Below are 18,495 nucleotides of genomic sequence, written 5' to 3'. Positions count from 1 at the left end.
GGTGTCGAAAAAGGCAGTGACCAGATACATCCTTTGCGTGGCGGCGGCTTTTCTGGCGGGATGTCCGACGGGCCATCCGTCCGCGCAGGCCGATGCAATGGACGCTTGCGAGCCATCCCTGACGGCCGAGCCATCCCATCGTCAGGTGCCCGCAGTCATCGGCGACCACCTGTTCAGGGAGATGATCGGCTGGATCGCGATGAACACCTCATACGACCTTGTCGTCACCTATGGTGACCCACCGACGGTTTCCTTCTGCACGGTCGGAGAGATCATCACCTATGAACAATCGGAGCTTTTGGTCGATCCGATCCTTCTGGCCGCCTTTGACCGCGAAAAGCGCCATATCTTTCTGACCCACCCCTGGTCGCCCTTGAACTATTTCGACCAATCCGTCCTGCTGCACGAACTGATCCATGATGTGCAACTGCAGAACAGGGACTGGGACTGCACCGGCGCCCCCGAGCTGGAAGCCTACAGGCTGCAGGACAAGTGGTTGTTCGAACACAACATCATGCATCGCTTCGACTGGGCCATGATCACGCGCCTGTCCAGGTGCCCAGATGACAGCGAGGCCCGCTGAGGCACGGGGCAAATGGCGCCAAACGCCGCCCGCAGGTCAGTGATTGGCAACCTCGGCAAGATCAGCCCGGCTTTGCGCGCACAGCCAGCCGTGGAACCGCTGCCCAGACGCCGAAAGTTCCACCGTTTTCGGCACCACGACATGATAGGCAAAGCCCGTGTCGAACACCCGTCCAAAGGGGTTGATCAGCGTACCTTTCGCAAGCTCGTCCTGCACCAGCCACGAGGCGAACAGCGACACGCCAAGGCCGTTGATCGTCGAACTCAGCTGGAAATGACGGTCCTCCAGCATCATCTGCGGCTGGGCCGCGTCCAGCGCCAGATCATTGTCGGTCAACCATTCCTCCCACATGCGGGTATCGTCCACATGCAGCAGCGTGCATCGCAGCAGATCCTCCGGTTTGCGGATCGGATGCGCCTTCAGGTAATCCGGGCTGCACACCAGTGCCAGCGTCTCGGGCCAGAGCCGGGTGACATCGAAACTGTCCCAGTTCCCCCTGCCCCACTGGATGCCCAGATCGGCGAAGCGTTCGGGATTGGACATGCGTACGAAGCTGTTGTTGTGGTTCTGGATCGACAGGTTCATCTCGGGATGGGCCTCCAGAAGCTGACCGAGACGCGAGGATAGCCACCGGCTTGCGAACATCGGCAAAAGCGCCACGCGCACCGTGCCCGGCCCCCGCGCGATCCGTTCCAGCCCGGTACGGATGGCCGCAAGCCCGCGCGCCACATGCTGCGCCAGCAGGCTGCCCTGCTCGGTCGGCTGCAAGCCGCTGGCGGTCCGGCGGAACAGCGTTACCGAAAGATCCTCTTCCAATTTTTTGATGTGATAGCTGACCGAGCTTTGGCTGATATTCAGCTCCTGCGCGGCACGAGTCACGTTTCCTGTCTCGTGACAGACCATAAACACTTGAATCGAGTTGATATTCCGAACAATGTCCACCATCGGAACCGGACCCTTCGCTGCGGCATGCATGACAGCATACCATCGAATAATTAGATACCAGCACAGAATCTTTGAATTTTTCCGCCGCACCTCCCGTGGATAGCGTGACAGCATCCGTGCGGCGTCTGCGGGAGACAGCGCCAGCGGAAGGGAGGAATTGATGACTGATCGCGTTCTTGAGGTGAACGACCTCTGCAAGTCGTTCGGCGGGGTGCAGGCCATCCGCGACCTGTCCTTTGGCGTGGCCCCGGGCGAAGTCATGGGCCTGATCGGGCCGAACGGATCGGGCAAGTCGACGACGGTCAACGCCCTGGCCGGGGTCTTTCCGGCCACCTCGGGACAGATCATGCTGGGCGGCGCGCCGGTGCAGGACATGTCCGAACATGCCCGCGTCGCGATGGGTCTGGCGCGCACCTTCCAGACCGCCAGCAACTTTGCCGAATTCACCGTGCGCGAACAGGTCATGCTGGGCGGCGCCGTCACCCTGAAGGCGCATCCGCTGGCATCCGTTTTCGGTCTGGGCCACCATGCGCGCGAAGAGGATGCATTGCGCGCAAGGGTGCATGACATTCTGGACCTCACCGGTCTTGCCCCGGTGGCCGAACAGACCGTCGGCACGATTTCCTCGGCGCAGCAACGCTTTCTGATGATCGCAACGGCCCTTGCCGCGGCGCCCAGGATCCTGCTGCTGGATGAACCCGCCGCCGGTCTGGTCTCGCATGAGCGCAAGATGCTGGCCGACACGATCAAAGCGATCCGCGACCGTGGCACTGCCGTTCTGGTGATCGAACATCACATGGCGCTGATCATGGAGGTCTGCGACCGTATCGTGGTGCTCAACTTCGGCTCCAAGATCGCCGAGGGCACGCCCAGCGAAATCCGCAACGACCGCGCCGTGATCGACGCCTATCTGGGCGAGGCGGTCTGACATGCTCAAGATCGAAGACCTCAAGGTCGGCTACGGCTCCATCGAAGTGATCCATGGCATCAACCTCGAAGTGCGGACCGGCGAATGCGTGGCGCTGATCGGCGCGAACGGTGCGGGCAAATCATCAACCCTCAAGGCGATCTGCGGGCTGGTCCCGGTGAAAAGCGGCAAGGTCACTTTCGAAGGGCGCGACATCACCAACCTGAGCGGCCATGCCGTCGTGCAGGCGGGGATCACCATGTGCCCCGAAGGCCGGCAGGTGTTTCCGCAGATGAGCACGATCAAGAACCTGCGGATGGGCGCCTACACGCGGCGCGACGCCGAACAGGAGGCCGATCTGGACCGCATGATGGACATGTTCCCCATCCTGCGCGACCGGGCGCATCAGGCGGCGGGCACACTGTCGGGCGGCGAACAGGAAATGCTGGCCATTGCCCGTGCGCTGATGGCGCGCCCGAAACTTTGCATCTTCGACGAGCCCTCGCTGGGTCTTGCGCCCAAGATCGTGGCCGAAGTGGCCGCAACGATCGCGCGGATCAAGGACATGGGAAAGACCATCCTGCTTGTCGAACAGAATTCGCTCATGGCGCTCAGACTGGCCGACCGGGCCTATCTGTTCGAGGCGGGCGAGATCGTGTTGAGCGGCACCGGGGAGGAGCTGCAATCACACCCGGAGGTGGTGAAAGCCTATCTGGGACACTGAACGAAACAACAAAAAAGGGAGGAATGACAATGACAAGGCACATGAAGTTCACAACACTCACCGCGATGTTGGCGCTTGCCGGCGGCGCGGTCACGGCGGCGGACAAGACCCTGGACATCGGCGTGTCCGACGCGCTGACAGGCGGGGCGGCGGTCTATGGCCTGCCGCAGGCCAATGCCGTGCAGATGGCGGCCGAAGAGATCAACGCGGCAGGCGGCATCAAGGTGGGCGAGGACACCTACATGCTGAATGTCATCGCCTATGACGACAAGGCCAACCCGACCGAGGCCACGAACGCGGTGCGCAAGCTGATCGACCGCGATGGCGTCAAGTTCATCCTGGGCTTCTGCTGCTCGGGCGCGACGGGGGCCGTCGCCTCGTTCATCGCCAACGAGGATGCGGTGATGCTGGTGGGCAATGCCGCCGAACGCTCGATCACCACGCGCGAAATCTCGAACCTGGTCCGCACGCGTCCGCCAGCCGATTACACCGGCGCCGCCGCCGGCACGTTCGTCGCCCAGAAGGGCCACAAGAAGGTCGCCGTACTGGGCGCGCTGGATGTGGGTTTCTATGCCAGCTATGTCGACGCCTTCGAGACCGAGCTGAAAAAGACCGGCGGCGAGATCATCACGCGGGAATCCTTCGGCCTGAAGGATCGCGACATGTCTCCGCAGCTGACCAAGATCCGCGAATTGCAGCCCGATGCGATCCTTGTCGTCGGCTACGTGGAACCTGCGGCCTTCATCTACCGCCAGGCGATCGAGCTGGGTATCGACGTGCCGCGCTACGGCTTTACCAGCGGGTCCGAGGAACAGTTCCTGCGCGTCGCGACCTCCGAGCAGATGGAAGGTGTCTGGGACCTGCGTCCGACCGAGCTGACGCTGCTGTCGGCCAGCGACAACGGCATCGCCTATCACGCAAACTACTCCGAGAAGTTCGGCATCGCCCCCTCGCCCAGCTCGCCCTATGCCTATGACCAGACCTATGCGCTCAAGCACGCGCTGGAGGCCGCAGGCACGGTCGAGGATACCGCAGCCGTGGCTGCCGCCCTGCGCGAAATGCCGATCCCGGCCGAAGTGGTGATGCAATACCTGCCGGTGGACGGAAAGATGTTCGATGTGAACGGCCAGGCCTACACCTCGAACGGCGCGTTCCAGTGGCAGAGCGGCAACTGGGTATTCGTGCAGGACCTGCCATCTGATGCGGCGGCCTATTCCGCCTTCCTGAGCACGATCGACTGAGTTCCTCCCGGCGGCGCGGAGCCTTCTGGTTCTGCGCCGCCAAAAACCGCGATCACGCCGCAGACCCGCGGCATTGACCCTGAAAGACCGCATCATGATCGAGATCCTGCAACAGATCGTCAATGGCGTGGCGATCGGCGGCGTCTATGTGCTGATCGCACTGGGCCTGACCACCGTTTTCGGCATCCTGGGCATTGCCCATTTCGCCCATGGCTCCGTCTCCATGTTCGGCGGCTACCTGACCTTCTTCATGGTCACCGCCTGGGGCTTTCCGCTGCTTCTGGCGATCCTGATCGCGCTGATCGTGGGGTTCCTGCTGGGGATGCTGATCGAGTTGCTGGCCTATCGCCCGGTCAGGAATGCCAATCATATCAACGCCTTCATCGTGGCGCTTGGGCTCACCATGATGGTCGAGGGGCTGAACCTGCAATTCTTCGGCCATGAACAGGTGGTGATCCCCACCAACCTGGCCCGCGTCTTCGACATCGGCGGGGTCACGATCCCGGAACTGCGCCTCTACGTGATCATCGCGGCGGCCCTTCTGATCATCGCCATGACCATGTTCGTCGAAAAGACCAAGACCGGACAGGCGATCCGCGCCGTGGCCGAAAACCGCGATGCCGCCATCCTGATGGGCGTCAATGTCAAGACGATCCCGCTGGTGGTCTTTGCCATCTCGACCGCACTTGGGGTCTGCGCGGGCGTCATGGTCGGCTCGCTCTTTGCCATCGCCCCCGGCATCGGGGAATGGCTGGTGGTCAAGGGCTTTGCGGTGCTGATCCTTGGCGGCCTGGGCTCGATCCCCGGCGCCATCGTCGGCGGCCTTGTCCTTGGCGTGACCGAGGCGCTGGCCGCGGGCTTCATATCATCCGCCTACAAGGACGTGATCGCCTTCGTCGTGATGATCGCCGTCCTGTTGCTGCGCCCGCAGGGCCTGATGGGGAAAGCATGATGAAACTGCGCGCGACACATGTTCTTTACGCGGCGGCCCTTCTGGGCTTTGTCCTGCTGCCGCAGCTGATCACCGTGAAATACTACCTGCATCTGAGCGTGCTGGCGCTGGTCTGGGTGATCGCCGCGCAGGGCCAGAACCTGATCCAGGGCTACACCGGCTATGTCTCGATCGTGCAGGCGGGCTTCATGGGCATCGGCGCCTACAGCACCACGCTGATGGGGATCCATTTCGCCCTTCCGGTCTGGCTGACCATCCTGCTGGCACCCTGCGTCACCGCCCTTTTCGCGCTGGCGGCAGGCTATCCCAGCCTGCGGGTCAAGGGGCATTACTTCGCCATCGTCACGCTGGCCTTCAACCTTGTGATCTTCATCGTGCTGATGCACGCGACCGACCTCACGCAGGGCGAGGCCGGGATCAGCGGCATCCCCAAGCCGGGGCGCGAGGATGGCTGGTTCGATTTCGCCAACCGCCAGGTCTATTACTACTTCGTGCTGGTCATCGCCGTCATCATGACGGGACTGGCCGCGCTGATCGTGCGCTCGCGCATCGGGCAGACCCTGATCGCGATCCGCCAGAACGAGACACTGGTGGGCGCCATCGGTATCGCCGCATGGAAATACAAGCTTTTCGCCTTCGTGGCCGCGGCCATGTACGCGGGGCTGGCTGGCGCGCTCTATGCCCATTACCAAAGCTTCATCAACCCCGAGATCTTTGGCCTTGCGCAATCGCTAGACGCGATCCTTGCCGTGATCATCGGCGGCTCGGGCACCATCCTGGGCCCGGTCATCGGTGCCTTCGTGGTGGTGTTCCTGCCCGAATACCTGCGGTTTGCGGACAGTTTCCGCCTGATCCTCTACGGTTTACTGCTGGTGCTGGCGACGATCTTCATGCCGCGCGGCATCGTGGGCGTCGTGGGTCAGCTCTGGGCGCGGATCACCGGAAAGGCCGCATCATGACCCGGCAAGCCGATCACCTGGCGACCGTCCACCGCTTTGCGCAGACGCAACTTGCCCCCGCCGCAGCGGGCTGGGGTCAAGGGCAAGCGCCCGATCCCGCCCTGTTCCGCGCGGCTGCAGATCTGGGGCTTTTCGGGATGGAACTGCCGGTGGATGCGGGTGGCCTGGGCTTCGATTTCGCGCACAAGGCCGCTGTCTGCGCCGCGCTCGCGGCGGTCGATTTCGGCTTTGCCATGTCCGTCGTCAACACCCACAACACAGCCCTGCGCCTGCACCGCAGCGCGCCTGCCCTGGCCGTGCGCCACCTGCCCGGCCTGCTGTCCGGTGAGGTCGCAGCCTGCACCGCCCTGACCGAACCGGGCGCAGGCACCGATGTCGCCGCCCTGAAGACCCGCGCCACGCAAGGGCCCGACGGATGGGTGATCAGCGGACAAAAGGACTGGATCATCAACGCCCGGCACGCGGGCCTTTCCATCGTCTTTGCCAAATGCGGAACAGGCGATGACGGGGCCGCCATCGGGGCCTTTCTGGTCGATCTGACCGCCCCTGGCGCGACCCGCCACGCGACCGAGGCGGGCTTCGCACAAGAAAGCATGGGCACCGGGGGCTTCACCCTCGACGCGGTCGCCCTGCCGCCCGAGGCGCTAATCCTGCCCCCCGGCACCGCCTTCCGCGCCATCCTGTCCGAGATCAACGGCGCGCGCGCCTATGTCGCCGCGATGTGCTGCGGCATGCTGGGCGCCGCCATCGCCACGGTCGCAGAGCATGGCCAGCACCGCCACAGCTTTGGCAGGCCGCTGATGGATCATCAGGCATGGCGGCTGGCACTGGCGCAGGCGCAGACCGATCTGGCCGCGACACAGGCCCTGACCGACCGGGCCGTGGCCGCCATCACGACCGCAGACCCGGCGGCCCAGATCCTCGCCGCGCAGGCCAAGGTCCATGCCGTGCAGACCGCGCAGCACCACTTGCCCGCGCTGTTGCACGCGATGGGCGCCGAGGGCCTGCGCCCCGCCAACGGCCTGACCCGTCACATTGCCGCCGTGCAAAGCGCGGCCCTGACCGACGGGGCGATCGCCCCGCTGCTGGAACGGGTCGCACGGCTGTCATGGCCCGCCACGCCCGCAAGAAAGGACTGACCCATGCGCGTATTCCAGATCGAAGGCGACTGGGGTCTGGCGAACCTGCGCCTGTCCGAACGCCCCCGCCCGGTGCCCGGTCCCGGGCAGGTGCTGATCAGGATGCACATGGCCGCGCTGAATGCGCGCGACCTGATCGTGCCCGAACGCGGCTATGGCCGCGCCACCGGCGAATTGCCCCTGATCCCCGTGTCGGACGGCGTGGGCGAGGTGATCGAGACCGGCGCGGGCGTGACCCGTGTCGCCATCGGCGACCGCGTCTGCCCCACCTATTTCCAGAACTGGATCGCGGGCGATCCGGACCCGGCTGCCTTTGCCTCGGCGCTTGGCGGTCCGCTGGACGGGGTGATGGCCGACCATGTCTGCCTGTCGCAGGAGGGCGTCGTGAAGGTTCCCGCCTATCTGACCGATGCCGAGGCCGCCACCCTGCCCTGTGCCGCGCTGACGGCCTGGAGCGCGATCGTCACCCATGGACGGACCCGCGCGGGCGACAGGGTCCTCGTGCAGGGCACGGGCGGCGTGGCCCTGTTCGCGTTGGCCTTTGCCAAGCTGCATGGCGCGCATGTCACCGTTATCTCGTCCAGCGATGACAAGCTGGATCGCGCCCGCGCCATGGGGGCCGATGCCACGATCAACTACACCGCCACCCCGGACTGGGCGCGCGCCAGCCGCGACATCACCGCCGCGCGGGGCGGCTATGACCTGATCGTGGAACTGGGCGGCGCGCAGACCCTGCCGCTGTCGCTGCGCGCCGTGCGGCCCGGCGGCACGCTGGCCATGATCGGGGTGCTGTCCGGCCTGACGATCGAGGCCTCGCTTGGCCCCATCGTGGCGCGACAGGTCCGCCTGCAAGGGGTCACCGTCGGTCACCGTGCGGGGTTCGAGGCGATGCTGACCGCGATGGAGCAGCACCGCATCCGCCCTGTCATCGGCACCACATTCGCCTTCGAGGACCTGCATGCCGCGCTGCAACATCAGCGCGATGGCGGCCATTTCGGCAAGACACTCATCCGGTTCTGAGGCCCGATGCACGATACACACCCCTACCAGCCCCGCACATATGCGCGCCAAGATCCTGCCGCCGTCGCCTATGTGATGTGCGCCACGAACGAACATGTGACATTCGCCCAGCTCGAGGCGCGGGCCAATCAGGGCGCGCATCTGCTGCGCCGCGCGGGCCTGGCACGCGGCGATCACATCGCCATCCTGATGGAGAACCGGCGCGAGTTCATGGAAATCTGCTTCGCCGCCGACAGGTCGGGCCTCTATTACACGACGATCAGCACCCACCTGACCGCCGAAGAGATCGCTTATATCCTGCAGGATTGCGGCGCGCGCGTGCTGATCACCTCGGACCGGATGATGGACAGCCTGGGCCATGGGCTGCCGGGGGCGAATGACGCCCTGCAGGTCTATGTGGTGGGCGACACGCCCGAGGGGCTGCATGACTGGACCCGCCTCAGAGAGGCCTTGCCCGAAACCCCGATCCCGGACGAGGCGCAGGGTCTGGACATGCTCTATTCGTCGGGCACGACGGGGCGGCCCAAGGGGATCAAGTGGCCCCTGCCCGAGGATCGCCCCGGCGGGCGCAGCATGCTGGTCGATCTCTTGTCCTCGCTCTTCGGTTATGACGCGCAGACCCGGTATCTCAGCCCCGCGCCGCTCTATCATGCGGCCCCGCTGCGCCATTCCATGGTGACGATCCGCATGGGCGGGACCGCCTACATCATGGATCGTTTCGATCCGCTGCAGGCGCTGGAGCTGATCCAGAGGCACCGCATCACCCACAGCCAATGGGTGCCCACGATGTTCGTGCGCCTGCTGAAACTGCCCCCCGAAGACCGCGCGCGTTTCGATCTGTCCTCGATGAAAATGGCCGTCCACGCCGCCGCGCCCTGCCCGATGGACATCAAGCGCCGCATGATCGACTGGTGGGGCGGGATCATCCACGAATATTATTCGGGCACGGAAAACAACGGCTTCACCGCCATCACGACGGCCGAATGGCTGGCCCATCCCGGATCGGTCGGGCGCGCCAAGCTGGGTGTGATCCACATCTGCGACGAGGCGGGACGTGAATTGCCCATCGGTCAGGAGGGCGAGGTCTATTTCGAGAATGGCCACCAGTTCCTCTATCACAATGACCCCGTGAAAACCGCCGCCTGCACCAATGCCATGGGCTGGACCACGTTGGGCGATATCGGCAGGCTGGATGACGCGGGTTATCTCTACCTCACCGATCGCAAGTCCTTCGTCATCATCTCGGGCGGTGTGAACATCTACCCGCAGGAGGCCGAGGACATCCTGCTGGGCCATCCCGCCGTGATGGATGCCGCCGTGTTCGGCGTGCCGAACGAGGATTTCGGCGAAGAGGTCAAGGCCGTGGTTCAGCTTCTGCCCGGCAAGGCGGCAAGCCCCGCGCTGGCCGAGGACCTGATCGCCTGCTGCAAGGCCCGGCTGTCATCCATCAAGTGCCCACGCAGCATCGACTTTCGCGCAACCTTGCCACGGTCCGCGACAGGCAAGCTCTACAAGCGCAGGCTCAAGGCGGAATACTGGCCCTGAGAACTGGCCCTGAAATCAGGCCCTTGAATCAGGCCCTGAAATCAGGCTGATCAGGGCACGAGGTCGGCGATCCGGTCCCGGCAATAGGCATGGATATCGCCCGCGCGGGTCATCCAGATCTGGTCGCGCCGGGCGGTGACATGTTGCAGCGCGCGGCGCAAATTGCGCAGGCGATAGGGTTGGCCCACAAGGTAGGGATGCAGCGCGATGCCCATCACCAGCGGCTGGCTTTGGGATTGCGCCAGCATCTCGTCGAAATTGTCGATGATCATGTCGGCGAAATACCCCGCCCCGTCCTTGCGCGCCACGATCGAGGGGATGTCGTTCACCTCTTGAGGATAAGGGATCGACAGGATGCGGCCCTGCCTTGTGCGCATCCAGACAGGTTGATCATCCATGCACCAGTTCAGCGTATAGCCATATCCCGCCTCATGCAGCAGGTCGGGCGTGACTCGGCTTTCCGCGATCCATGGCGACAGCCAGCCTTGCGGCGCGACCCCTTCGGCGCGGGTGATCACATCCGTCGCCTCGGCGATCAGGACGGCCTCGGCGGCCTCGTCCAGCACGCTCTGGCGTTCGGCATTGGTGCGCCCGTGGCCCACCACCTCGTCACCGCGCGCGCGAAAGGCGGCCATCAGTTCGGGTGCGTAATCATACATGGCCGAATTGGCCAGCACGCTGACCGGCATGTCCAGCGCCTCGAACATCTCGAGCATCCGCCAGGCGCCGACCCGGTTGCCATAGTCGCGCCAGGCATAGTTCAGCACATCCGGTTGCGGCCCGCCGGGGGCCAGTTCCGCCCCCAGCCCTTCGCCAAAGGCGAAATGTTCCAGGTTCAGCCCGATATAGACCGCCAGCCGCGCACCACCGGGCCAGGCGTAATCGGCGCGCCGCGTGATCGGGACATAGTCGTACCGGCCGTGATCCGTCAGCATCTTGTCAAAGCTCCGCCTCTGCCAGTCCCGCCTTCGCCAGAAGAACCTCTGCGCTGTCATTCCAGACATCGGTGCGGATCAGCTTGCCGTCACGCACGATGAACTTGTCCATGTAGCGGTTCGTCTCGAAGGCGGTCCCATCATGCCATTCCCCGTAGAGATAGCCCGTGTTGTAGACATGAACATCCCCCGTTTCGGCATCCAGCGCCGCATCCGTGCGCAGGAAACGCTTCTTCACCCAGGCATAGCGCTTGGCGTTGAAAGCCGCACTTTCGGCCGGGCCTGCAAAGCGGCGCCCACCGGTGAAGACCAGTTCGAAACCGGGGGCCAGATAGGCGGATGCGCCTTCGGGATCGGGCACCATCGACCGTTCGAGATAGGCCTCGACGATGGCTTTGGCGGCGGTCAGGGGGTCGGTTCTCTGGTCCATGGTGGTTCTCCTTCAGGGATGGGATGCAGCGGCGCAGGCCGCATGGCAGAAGCTGCGCACGACTGTGGCGGCGGCCTCGGCCATCACGCGGGTATCGGTGTTCGCGGCATCAAGCCGCGCGGCGGCAGCGCGGGCACGGGCCGCCAGCGCAGGTTCATCAAGCGTCAGCACGCGGTTGTCGGAAAACACGATGCGGCCCGCGATCATCACCTCGCGCAGGGCCCCGCCGTTTTCAGCCAGCACGATCTGTGACAGCACATCGCGCAGCGGCACGTAGTGGCAATAGTCACGATCAAGAAACAGCAGGTCCGCCGCCCAGCCCGGCGCGATACGGCCGACATCGGCAAGCCCCATGATGCGCGCGCTGCCTTCGGTCGCCATGCGAAACGCCTCGAGCGCGCCGATCCAGGTATCGGGCGGATCGCCCCCGGCACGGCTGAGGGTGGCGGCCAGCCGCAGCGCCTCGAACATGTTCTGCCCGTCCGAGGTGTTGGAGGCATCGGTCCCGATCCCCAGCGTGACCCCGGCATCGGCCAGCGCACGCACAGGCGCCGTGCCCGACCCCAGGCGCAGGTTGCTGAGCGGGTTGTGCACGATCCCCGCGCCCTGCCCGGCCAGGCGCGCCGCCTCATCCGCCGACAACCAGACGCCATGCGCCCCGCTGAACCGTGCGGAGAGCACGCCCAGACTGTGCAGATGTGCCGTCAGCGTGGTGCCATAGCGGCGCATCGCCGCGACCTGCTGCATCCGGGTTTCCGCCAGATGGGTCTGCAGCCGCAAATCCAGAGCATCAGCCAGTTGCGCGCAGGCGGTCAGGAAATCATCCGAGCAATGCAGCGGAATGGCGGGGCCGATGCCCGGCCTGACCCGGTCCATCGGCACGGGCCAGGCGGCAAAGGCCGCCTTGCAGGTGGCAAGGCTGTCCTGCCAGGGCGGCAGGGTTATCGCGGCCAGCGCCGCGCGCATCTGCGGGGCAAAGGCCTCAAGCAGACCCGGCAACGCCTGGTAGATCGTGCGGTCCGCGATCATCGGCGCCACGACCGCCCGCATGCCTGCGTCGTGATAGGCCCCGGCCACCGCATGGATGCCCGCGACCGATGGCCCCGGCAGTTCCACGCTCAGGTCGAAACAGGCGGTGCAGCCCTTGCGGATCATCTCGGCGGCGGACAGTTCCGCCGACAGCCGCAGGTCATCCACGGTCCGCCCACCGTTCAGGGCAGACGCACCCGCCAGAAAGGTTTCAAGCGTCGCATCATCCGCCACCCCGCCCCGCCCCAGCGCGCCATGCGAATGGGTATGCCCGTTGACAAGGCCGGGAATGATGATGCGCCCGGTCGCGTCGATGACCTGCGCATCGGGCGGCCCATCGCCATCTTCGATCAGGGCCGCGATGCGCCCTGCCTCGATCAGCAGCGACACGGGCGCGAACCGCGCATTCTCGACCAGGACAAGGCCACCGCGGATCAGGGTCTGACGGGCATTCATGGTCACATCCGGGGTTGGTCATGCAGGGCAGACAGACGTATGCGCCGAACGGATCAAGCCGTCCGGCGCATGGCGATCACGGTCTGGATCAGTTCATGATCTCGACGGCAAAGACGCGTTCTTCCACTGGCGGCAGGAACGAGCGGTCGAAGATCTCCGATGCCTCGGGCAGACGCTCCAGCCCGTAGCCCTTGGCCACGATCTCGATCGACCGGGTCAGACGCTCGTCCACCAGATCGCCCATGCCGATGGTTTCGACCTCGGGCGCGTTCATCAGGTTGGTCAGGGCAAAGTTCAGGCGCGCGCGCTCGTTATCCTTGTCCACAAGGTTGTCGAAAGCCATGATCGCTTCCATCGCGGCATCCTGGTCCTTGGCGATTTCCAGCGTGGCGCGGTTCACGGCGCGCACCATTCCGGCCACCACCTCGGGTTTGTCGGCCAGCAGCGCGCGGGACACCATCATGCCGTTGGAATAGAGATCCATGCCGTAATCCTCGAACTGGAACCAGTTGTAATCCTTGGCCGGGTCCTGACGGTTTGCGATCAGGTTGAACCAGCTTGTGATCGTGAAGACGAACGCCCCGTCGATATCGCCGCGGATCATCATCGGCTCCTGCAGGTTGGGGGCCATGTTCTCCTGCTTCACGCTGGCCAGGTCGATGCCGTTCAACTCGGCGAAGACCGGGAAGAGGCGCGTTGTCGGCGTGCCCTGCGCGCCACCCAGCGTGCGGCCCACGAAATCGGCGGGGGTCTCGATCCCCGAAGACTTGGGGGTCACGATCGCGAAGGGCGGACGGTTCCACAGCTGGTAGACCATGACGGGCGCTTCACCGGGGCGCTGCGCGGCGTTCTGGATGATGGCGTTGATATCGCCGAAACCGGCATCATAGGCACCGCCCATGATGCGGGTCACGGTCGCGGCCGATCCCTCGCCCTGGTCGATGGTCACGTTGATGCCTTCCTCGGCAAAATAGCCCTTGCTCAGCGCCAGGAGGAACGGCGCGTCCGAGCCTTGGGTCTTCCAGCCAAGGGTGAAGCGGATATCGGTCATTTCGGCCCAGGCCGGGGACAGCCCGGCCGCAAAGGCGATTACGGCACCAAAGACAGCGTTCTTCATCGTGATTTTCCTTGTTTCGCGGGTTTCAGATCAGGGGTCGGGGACAAATTGCAGGAAAGGGCGTGTCAGGTGATCGCGATGTCATTGCCGCGCGTGGCCCAGCCGGTCACTCGGGATTCCAGGAAGGAAAAGAAGGCGTAAAGCGCCACACCCATCAGCGCGAGGACGATCAGCCCCGCAAAGACAAGCGACACCTGGAAGTTCGACGAGGCGGTCATCATCACGTTGCCGATGCCCTTGTTGGACGCGACCGTCTCGGACAGCACCGCGCCCACGAAGGACAGGGTGATGGCCACCTTCAGCGAGGCGAAGAAATAGGGCATGGTGCGCGGCAGACCGACGTTCCACAGGATCTCCTTCTTCGAAGCACCCAAGGTTTTCAGAACGTCCTCGAGATCGGGCTCGGTGGTGGCCAGACCGGTCGCGATGTTCACCACGATGGGAAAGACACAGATCACCATGGCGGTCAGGATGGCGGGCGTGGTGCCCGACCCGAACCACAGCACGAAGATCGGCACCACGGCGACCTTGGGGATCGAGGAAAAGCCCACCAGCAGCGGATAGGCCACGCCGTAGGCCACGCGCGAGGTGCCGATCAGCACGCCGAGGGACACACCGATGATCACGCCCAGACTGAAGCCGGTCAGCGTGGCATAGAGCGTCTGCAGGATATGCGGCCAGAGCACCGGGAACCGGGTCCACAGCGTCACCACGATTTCGGAGGGGCGCGGCAGGATCAGGTCGGACACGTTCAGAACGATGCACAGGACCTCCCACAGCAGGAAAAAGCCCAGGATGAACGAGGACGACATGAGCCTGATCCGGGTGGTATCGGTCATCGCAGCATCTCCTTTTGCGGAACGGGCATCATTTGCGCACCTGGGCGATCAGCTCGCGCAGGCCTTGGGTCATTTCGACAAAGGCGGGGTCATAGATGACGCCGATGTCGCGCGGCTGCGGCAGGTCCACCGCCCGGTCCGAGATCACGCGCCCCGGCCGCGCGCTCATCACGCAGATGCGGCGGGCCAGGAAACCGGCCTCGCGCAGGTCATGCGTCACCAAGAGCACCGTCGGCTTGCGATCGAGGTAGAGATCCTGAAGGATCTGCCACAGCTCCTCGCGGGTGAACTGGTCCAGCGCGCCGAAAGGCTCGTCCAGCAGCAAAAGGTCCGGGTCATGGATCAGGGCGCGGCACAGGTTCGCGCGCTGCAACATGCCCCCCGACAGCTGCCATGGGAAATGGCCCGCAAAATCCTTCAGCCCCACCTGCGCCAGAAGCGCATGGACACGGTCGCGATAGGCGCCCTTGCGGTCCTGCCGGAAGGTCCGCTTGAACGGCTCGACGATCTTGAGCGGCAGCATCACGTTCTTTTCGATTGTCAGCCATGGCAGCATCGTCGGGTTCTGGAACGCCATGCCGATGCGCAGTTCCTTGGCCGCCACCTCGCGCCCGCCCAGCAGCACCAGCCCCGAGGATGGCTGGATCAGGTTGCTGACAAGGCGCAGGATCGTGGACTTGCCACAGCCGGAGGGTCCGACCAGGGCCAGGAAATCCCCCCGCTCCATGCGCAGGGTCGTGGGCGACAGGGCCGTGACGCTTTGCGGCCCCTTGCCGAAGACGACCGAGGCCTCCTGCAGCTCGATTGCCGGGCGCGGATGCACCGGGTTGATCCGTGAGGCCGGGGGCGTCGCGGGCACCGGCATCGCTTGGGCGGGGATGTCTGATGTCATGTTCATGCAGCCACCTGACAGGCCGCACCGAAAGCTGGGAAGACGCCTAAGTAAGTATTTTATGAATTAACATCGAAACCGATTAACTTTTGAGCAGCCCGGCCCTCGCTCGCGCGCAATAACGGCATCTTTCGGAAATCGCCAGGCATGGCCCGGCAGGGGCAAGCCGGGCATGCCCCCCCGTGCAACAGCACGGGAACCCAAGGCAGCAGCCTGTTTGTCAGGGCTGGGGCGAATCGGCGCCCGACAGCGCGTTCATGACCAGATCGACGGTATGGGCCCGCCTTGCACTGCGCCAATCCCGGCTCAGCAGGTCGATCCCGAAGATCGCCGACAGCGTGTGCCCGTTGTTCAGGTGATGCGCGCTCAGCGCCACGATGGTCACGTAGATCTGCAAGGGATCGTAGCGATGCCCGAACACACCCTGCGCCTGCCCGCGCGCCATGATCGCGCCGATCGCGTCGAGCAGGGGCTGAGAACTTGTGCGGATCGCGGCGATATCCGCGATGAACCGCCCCTCCAGCAGGTTCTCGTTGCGGGTCAGTTTCACGAACAGCGGGTTGCCGTCAAAGAAATCATAGGTGAATTCCACCAGCCTGCGCATGGCTTGCACCGGTTCCTGGCGGTCAAGATCCAGCTCGCGTTCCTGCGCGCGGATATCGGCGAAGATATGCTCCAGCGCCGCGATATAGAGTTTTTCCTTGCTGCCGAAGTAATGGTAGAGCAGCCGCGGATTGCAGCCGACCGCGCGGGTGATCCGGTCCACCCTTGCCCCGTGAAACCCGTGATCGGCGAATTCGTGCAGCGCCGCCTCAAGCAGTTGCGCGCGCGTCCGTTCCGGATCGCGCTGGCGCGGCGTCCTCTTTTTCGCTGGCCCCGTCATGTCGCTGGCCCCGTCATTGCCCGATTGCCCTGCCCTCATGTCCGGCCGTTGCTTATACGCCCCGCGCCTGCCTGGCCAGCCAACTTGACGGCCGGGACTGCCTAAAAATGCATCAAGTCCCACCTGCGGCCCCGATGCAGAGGTAAGTGAATATTTACTTGTAGTCGCCCCCTGCCTAGCAGGTTTCAAGCCCTCATGCGGAATAATTTCCCCGGCCGGGCCCCGCACAGACGGTGAACCCGCACCCTCAGGAGGTCCCTTGCCCATGTTTCGCGTCCCCCGCAGCCCCAGGCGCGCGCCGTGACCGGCGCGCTGACGACACCGCATCCGCTGGCGACGGCGGCAGGCATGGCGGTGCTGCGCGCGGGCGGCACCGCCCCCGAGGCGCTGATCGCGGCAGGGGCCGCACTTTGCGTGGTGATGCCGCATTTCTGCGGGCTGGGGGGCGATGCTGTGTGGATGCTGGCGGATCGCAACGGGCAGCAGCGCTGCGACCTGGCGATCGGTCAGGGCATCGACCGGCCCATGCCCCCTGCCCCCATTCCCGCGCGCGGCCCCGGATCGGTCCTGACCACCGCGGCCTTGGTCAGCGGCTGGCAGCGGGCCTTCGACACGGCGCGCAGCGATCTGGGCGGACAGGCACGCTGGGAGGACCTGCTGGCCCCCGCCATCGCCCTGGCCGAGGAGGGTTTCGCCATCTCGCCCTCGCAGGCGTTCTGGGGCGCGTTCCGCAAGGACGAGTGCCGGGACTGGCCGGGTTTCGCGGCCCTTTACACAAGGGACGGTGCGCCCCTTGTGGCGGGACAGACGCTGCGCCAGCCGCAATTGGCCCGCTCCTTGCGCCGGATCGCGGAACAGGGCGCGGGGGCGTTCTACACCGGTGATCTGTCCCGCGATATTCTGGCCGGGCTGCGCGATGCGGGTGTCGTGATCGGGGCGGCGGATCTGGCCGCCACCCGGACCCGCAGCCTGCGCCCGCTGGCGATGCCCTACCGCGACCTGACGCTGCTGGCCCCGCCACCCCCCACGCAGGGCGTCACCACGCTTCAGATCATGGGCATCCTGTCGCGGCTGGACCTGCGCGGGCTGCAGCCCGGCGGCGCGGATCACATCCATCTCTGCGTCGAGGCGGTGAAACGCGCCTTCATCCGGCGTGATGCAATCGCGGACCCGGATTTTGTGCCCGCAACCACGGATGACTGGCTGACGGACAAGGCATTGACCGCGCAGGCGCGCGACATTTCCCGCCGGACCGCCCTGCCCTGGCCGCACCGATGGCAGCATGGCGATACGGTCTTTCTGGGTGCGATCGACGCGCAGGGCAATGCCGCCAGCGTGCTGCAAAGCACCTATTTCGACTGGGGCAGCGGCGTGGTGGCCGGGGATACCGGGATCATCTGGCAGAACCGGGGGGCGGCGTTCCGCACCGACCCCGCGCATCCCAATGCCTTCGCGCCGGGTAAACTGCCCTTCTACACGCTGAAACCCGGTATCGCCCTGAAGGACGGACGCCCGCAGATCGTCTATGGCACCCAGGGCGCCGACGGGCAGCCGCAGACGCTGGCGATGCTGCTGACCCGCCTGATCGATTTCGGCCAATCCCCGCAAGAGGCGCTGGCCGGCCCCCGTTTCCTGCTGGGACGCACCTTTTCCGACAGCCGCGACAGCCTGAAGATCGAGGAAAACGCCGGCGCGGACATCCTGCGCGATCTGGCCGCGCGCGGCCATGAGATCAGCCCGATCCCCGCGCAAAGCCCGCTTGCGGGCCAGGCCGGTGTGGTGATGGCCACAGCGGCGGGCGCGATCGCCCTGCACGATCCGCGCAGCTGACCCGGCAGAACCGGCGGCAATGCCGCCCCCGGCATGGACCATGCCGCAGCGATCCGCTAGCACTGGATG

General features: G+C 65.1%; 18 protein-coding genes. 10 read left to right on the top strand and 8 right to left on the bottom strand.

Annotation, left to right across the window (positions count from 1 at the left end; translation table 11 throughout):
* The first annotated feature begins 16 nt into the window (after positions 1 to 16).
* Positions 17 to 583, top strand: coding sequence for a DUF6647 family protein (locus ACMUJL_RS20040; RefSeq protein ID WP_138176799.1), 567 nt, complete (start codon positions 17 to 19; stop codon positions 581 to 583).
* A 36-nt stretch (positions 584 to 619) separates the two neighbouring features.
* Here the strand turns inward: ACMUJL_RS20040 and ACMUJL_RS20035 are convergent, their stop codons facing one another.
* On the bottom strand, positions 620 to 1,528 hold the full coding sequence (locus ACMUJL_RS20035; RefSeq protein WP_068290124.1) for a LysR substrate-binding domain-containing protein: 909 nt from the start codon (positions 1,526 to 1,528) through the stop codon (positions 620 to 622).
* Between the two features lie 160 nt (positions 1,529 to 1,688).
* Between ACMUJL_RS20035 and ACMUJL_RS20030 the strand changes: the two genes are divergently transcribed.
* The 8 genes from ACMUJL_RS20030 to ACMUJL_RS19995 all read left to right on the top strand — a co-directional run bounded on the left by ACMUJL_RS20030 (position 1,689) and on the right by ACMUJL_RS19995 (position 10,015).
* Positions 1,689 to 2,456 (top strand): ABC transporter ATP-binding protein, encoded by a 768-nt coding sequence (locus tag ACMUJL_RS20030; protein WP_375571434.1) that lies wholly within the window; start codon positions 1,689 to 1,691, stop codon positions 2,454 to 2,456.
* A gap of 1 nt (position 2,457) precedes the next feature.
* On the top strand, positions 2,458 to 3,159 hold the full coding sequence (locus tag ACMUJL_RS20025; protein WP_068290128.1) for an ABC transporter ATP-binding protein: 702 nt from the start codon (positions 2,458 to 2,460) through the stop codon (positions 3,157 to 3,159).
* Positions 3,160 to 3,200: 41 nt separating this feature from the next.
* Positions 3,201 to 4,400 carry an ABC transporter substrate-binding protein gene (locus ACMUJL_RS20020; protein ID WP_068290130.1) on the top strand — a complete coding sequence of 400 codons (1,200 nt, stop codon included), beginning with the start codon at positions 3,201 to 3,203 and terminating at the stop codon, positions 4,398 to 4,400.
* Positions 4,401 to 4,494: 94 nt separating this feature from the next.
* Entirely contained in the window at positions 4,495 to 5,352 is an 858-nt protein-coding gene (locus tag ACMUJL_RS20015; RefSeq protein WP_375571437.1) for a branched-chain amino acid ABC transporter permease, read from the top strand.
* A complete protein-coding gene (locus ACMUJL_RS20010) occupies positions 5,349 to 6,311 on the top strand; it encodes a branched-chain amino acid ABC transporter permease (RefSeq protein ID WP_082896266.1) in 963 nt (320 codons plus the stop codon). The genes ACMUJL_RS20015 and ACMUJL_RS20010 overlap by 4 nt, the downstream gene beginning before the upstream one ends.
* Entirely contained in the window at positions 6,308 to 7,450 is a 1,143-nt protein-coding gene (locus ACMUJL_RS20005; RefSeq protein ID WP_375571439.1) for an acyl-CoA dehydrogenase family protein, read from the top strand. The genes ACMUJL_RS20010 and ACMUJL_RS20005 overlap by 4 nt, the downstream gene beginning before the upstream one ends.
* 3 nt (positions 7,451 to 7,453) lie before the next feature.
* Positions 7,454 to 8,470 (top strand): zinc-dependent alcohol dehydrogenase family protein, encoded by a 1,017-nt coding sequence (locus ACMUJL_RS20000; protein ID WP_375571440.1) that lies wholly within the window; start codon positions 7,454 to 7,456, stop codon positions 8,468 to 8,470.
* A gap of 6 nt (positions 8,471 to 8,476) precedes the next feature.
* The gene (locus ACMUJL_RS19995) at positions 8,477 to 10,015 is read left to right on the top strand and encodes an acyl-CoA synthetase (RefSeq protein ID WP_375571441.1); all 1,539 of its coding nucleotides are present in this window, start codon (positions 8,477 to 8,479) and stop codon (positions 10,013 to 10,015) included.
* 50 nt (positions 10,016 to 10,065) lie between these two features.
* Here ACMUJL_RS19995 and ACMUJL_RS19990 read toward each other — a convergent pair whose 3' ends face one another.
* The 7 genes from ACMUJL_RS19990 to ACMUJL_RS19960 all read right to left on the bottom strand — a co-directional run bounded on the left by ACMUJL_RS19990 (position 10,066) and on the right by ACMUJL_RS19960 (position 16,635).
* A complete protein-coding gene (locus tag ACMUJL_RS19990; protein WP_375571443.1) occupies positions 10,066 to 10,950 on the bottom strand; it encodes a polysaccharide deacetylase family protein in 885 nt (294 codons plus the stop codon).
* A gap of 4 nt (positions 10,951 to 10,954) precedes the next feature.
* The gene (locus ACMUJL_RS19985; protein WP_375571445.1) at positions 10,955 to 11,380 is read right to left on the bottom strand and encodes a nuclear transport factor 2 family protein; all 426 of its coding nucleotides are present in this window, start codon (positions 11,378 to 11,380) and stop codon (positions 10,955 to 10,957) included.
* A gap of 12 nt (positions 11,381 to 11,392) precedes the next feature.
* Positions 11,393 to 12,865, bottom strand: coding sequence for an amidohydrolase family protein (locus tag ACMUJL_RS19980; protein WP_375573820.1), 1,473 nt, complete (start codon positions 12,863 to 12,865; stop codon positions 11,393 to 11,395).
* Between the two features lie 88 nt (positions 12,866 to 12,953).
* Complete coding sequence (locus tag ACMUJL_RS19975) at positions 12,954 to 13,982, bottom strand: ABC transporter substrate-binding protein (RefSeq protein ID WP_375571447.1); 1,029 nt, start codon at positions 13,980 to 13,982, stop codon at positions 12,954 to 12,956.
* Positions 13,983 to 14,047: 65 nt separating this feature from the next.
* Positions 14,048 to 14,821 (bottom strand): ABC transporter permease, encoded by a 774-nt coding sequence (locus tag ACMUJL_RS19970; RefSeq protein ID WP_068290146.1) that lies wholly within the window; start codon positions 14,819 to 14,821, stop codon positions 14,048 to 14,050.
* 28 nt (positions 14,822 to 14,849) lie between these two features.
* Positions 14,850 to 15,719 (bottom strand): ABC transporter ATP-binding protein, encoded by an 870-nt coding sequence (locus tag ACMUJL_RS19965; RefSeq protein WP_138176802.1) that lies wholly within the window; start codon positions 15,717 to 15,719, stop codon positions 14,850 to 14,852.
* A 214-nt stretch (positions 15,720 to 15,933) separates the two neighbouring features.
* Positions 15,934 to 16,635, bottom strand: coding sequence for a TetR/AcrR family transcriptional regulator (locus ACMUJL_RS19960; RefSeq protein WP_138176805.1), 702 nt, complete (start codon positions 16,633 to 16,635; stop codon positions 15,934 to 15,936).
* Positions 16,636 to 16,896: 261 nt separating this feature from the next.
* Here ACMUJL_RS19960 and ACMUJL_RS19955 point away from each other — a divergent pair, with 261 nt between their 5' ends.
* Positions 16,897 to 18,426, top strand: a complete 1,530-nt coding sequence (locus tag ACMUJL_RS19955; RefSeq protein WP_375571452.1) for a gamma-glutamyltransferase family protein — start codon at positions 16,897 to 16,899, stop codon at positions 18,424 to 18,426.
* Positions 18,427 to 18,495 lie beyond the last annotated feature (69 nt).

The sequence above is a fragment of the Seohaeicola sp. genome, assembly GCF_048006315.1.
Classification (GTDB): domain Bacteria; phylum Pseudomonadota; class Alphaproteobacteria; order Rhodobacterales; family Rhodobacteraceae; genus Seohaeicola.
The sequence above is the reverse complement of the archived record's forward strand: the minus strand, read 5'-3'. Positions and strand labels throughout refer to the sequence as shown.

Bases quoted from the DNA above. Each gene is read 5' to 3' on its own strand.
- ACMUJL_RS20035 (WP_068290124.1), bottom strand. From the start codon at position 1,528: ATGGTGGACATTGTTCGGAATATCAACTCGATTCAAGTGTTTATGGTC.
- ACMUJL_RS20030 (WP_375571434.1), top strand. From the start codon at position 1,689: ATGACTGATCGCGTTCTTGAGGTGAACGACCTCTGCAAGTCGTTCGGC.
- ACMUJL_RS20025 (WP_068290128.1), top strand. From the start codon at position 2,458: ATGCTCAAGATCGAAGACCTCAAGGTCGGCTACGGCTCCATCGAAGTG.
- ACMUJL_RS20020 (WP_068290130.1), top strand. From the start codon at position 3,201: ATGAAGTTCACAACACTCACCGCGATGTTGGCGCTTGCCGGCGGCGCG.
- ACMUJL_RS20015 (WP_375571437.1), top strand. From the start codon at position 4,495: ATGATCGAGATCCTGCAACAGATCGTCAATGGCGTGGCGATCGGCGGC.
- ACMUJL_RS20010 (WP_082896266.1), top strand. From the start codon at position 5,349: ATGATGAAACTGCGCGCGACACATGTTCTTTACGCGGCGGCCCTTCTG.
- ACMUJL_RS20005 (WP_375571439.1), top strand. From the start codon at position 6,308: ATGACCCGGCAAGCCGATCACCTGGCGACCGTCCACCGCTTTGCGCAG.
- ACMUJL_RS20000 (WP_375571440.1), top strand. From the start codon at position 7,454: ATGCGCGTATTCCAGATCGAAGGCGACTGGGGTCTGGCGAACCTGCGC.
- ACMUJL_RS19995 (WP_375571441.1), top strand. From the start codon at position 8,477: ATGCACGATACACACCCCTACCAGCCCCGCACATATGCGCGCCAAGAT.
- ACMUJL_RS19990 (WP_375571443.1), bottom strand. From the start codon at position 10,950: ATGCTGACGGATCACGGCCGGTACGACTATGTCCCGATCACGCGGCGC.
- ACMUJL_RS19985 (WP_375571445.1), bottom strand. From the start codon at position 11,380: ATGGACCAGAGAACCGACCCCCTGACCGCCGCCAAAGCCATCGTCGAG.
- ACMUJL_RS19980 (WP_375573820.1), bottom strand. From the start codon at position 12,865: ATGAATGCCCGTCAGACCCTGATCCGCGGTGGCCTTGTCCTGGTCGAG.
- ACMUJL_RS19975 (WP_375571447.1), bottom strand. From the start codon at position 13,982: ATGAAGAACGCTGTCTTTGGTGCCGTAATCGCCTTTGCGGCCGGGCTG.
- ACMUJL_RS19970 (WP_068290146.1), bottom strand. From the start codon at position 14,821: ATGACCGATACCACCCGGATCAGGCTCATGTCGTCCTCGTTCATCCTG.
- ACMUJL_RS19965 (WP_138176802.1), bottom strand. From the start codon at position 15,719: ATGAACATGACATCAGACATCCCCGCCCAAGCGATGCCGGTGCCCGCG.
- ACMUJL_RS19960 (WP_138176805.1), bottom strand. From the start codon at position 16,635: ATGAGGGCAGGGCAATCGGGCAATGACGGGGCCAGCGACATGACGGGG.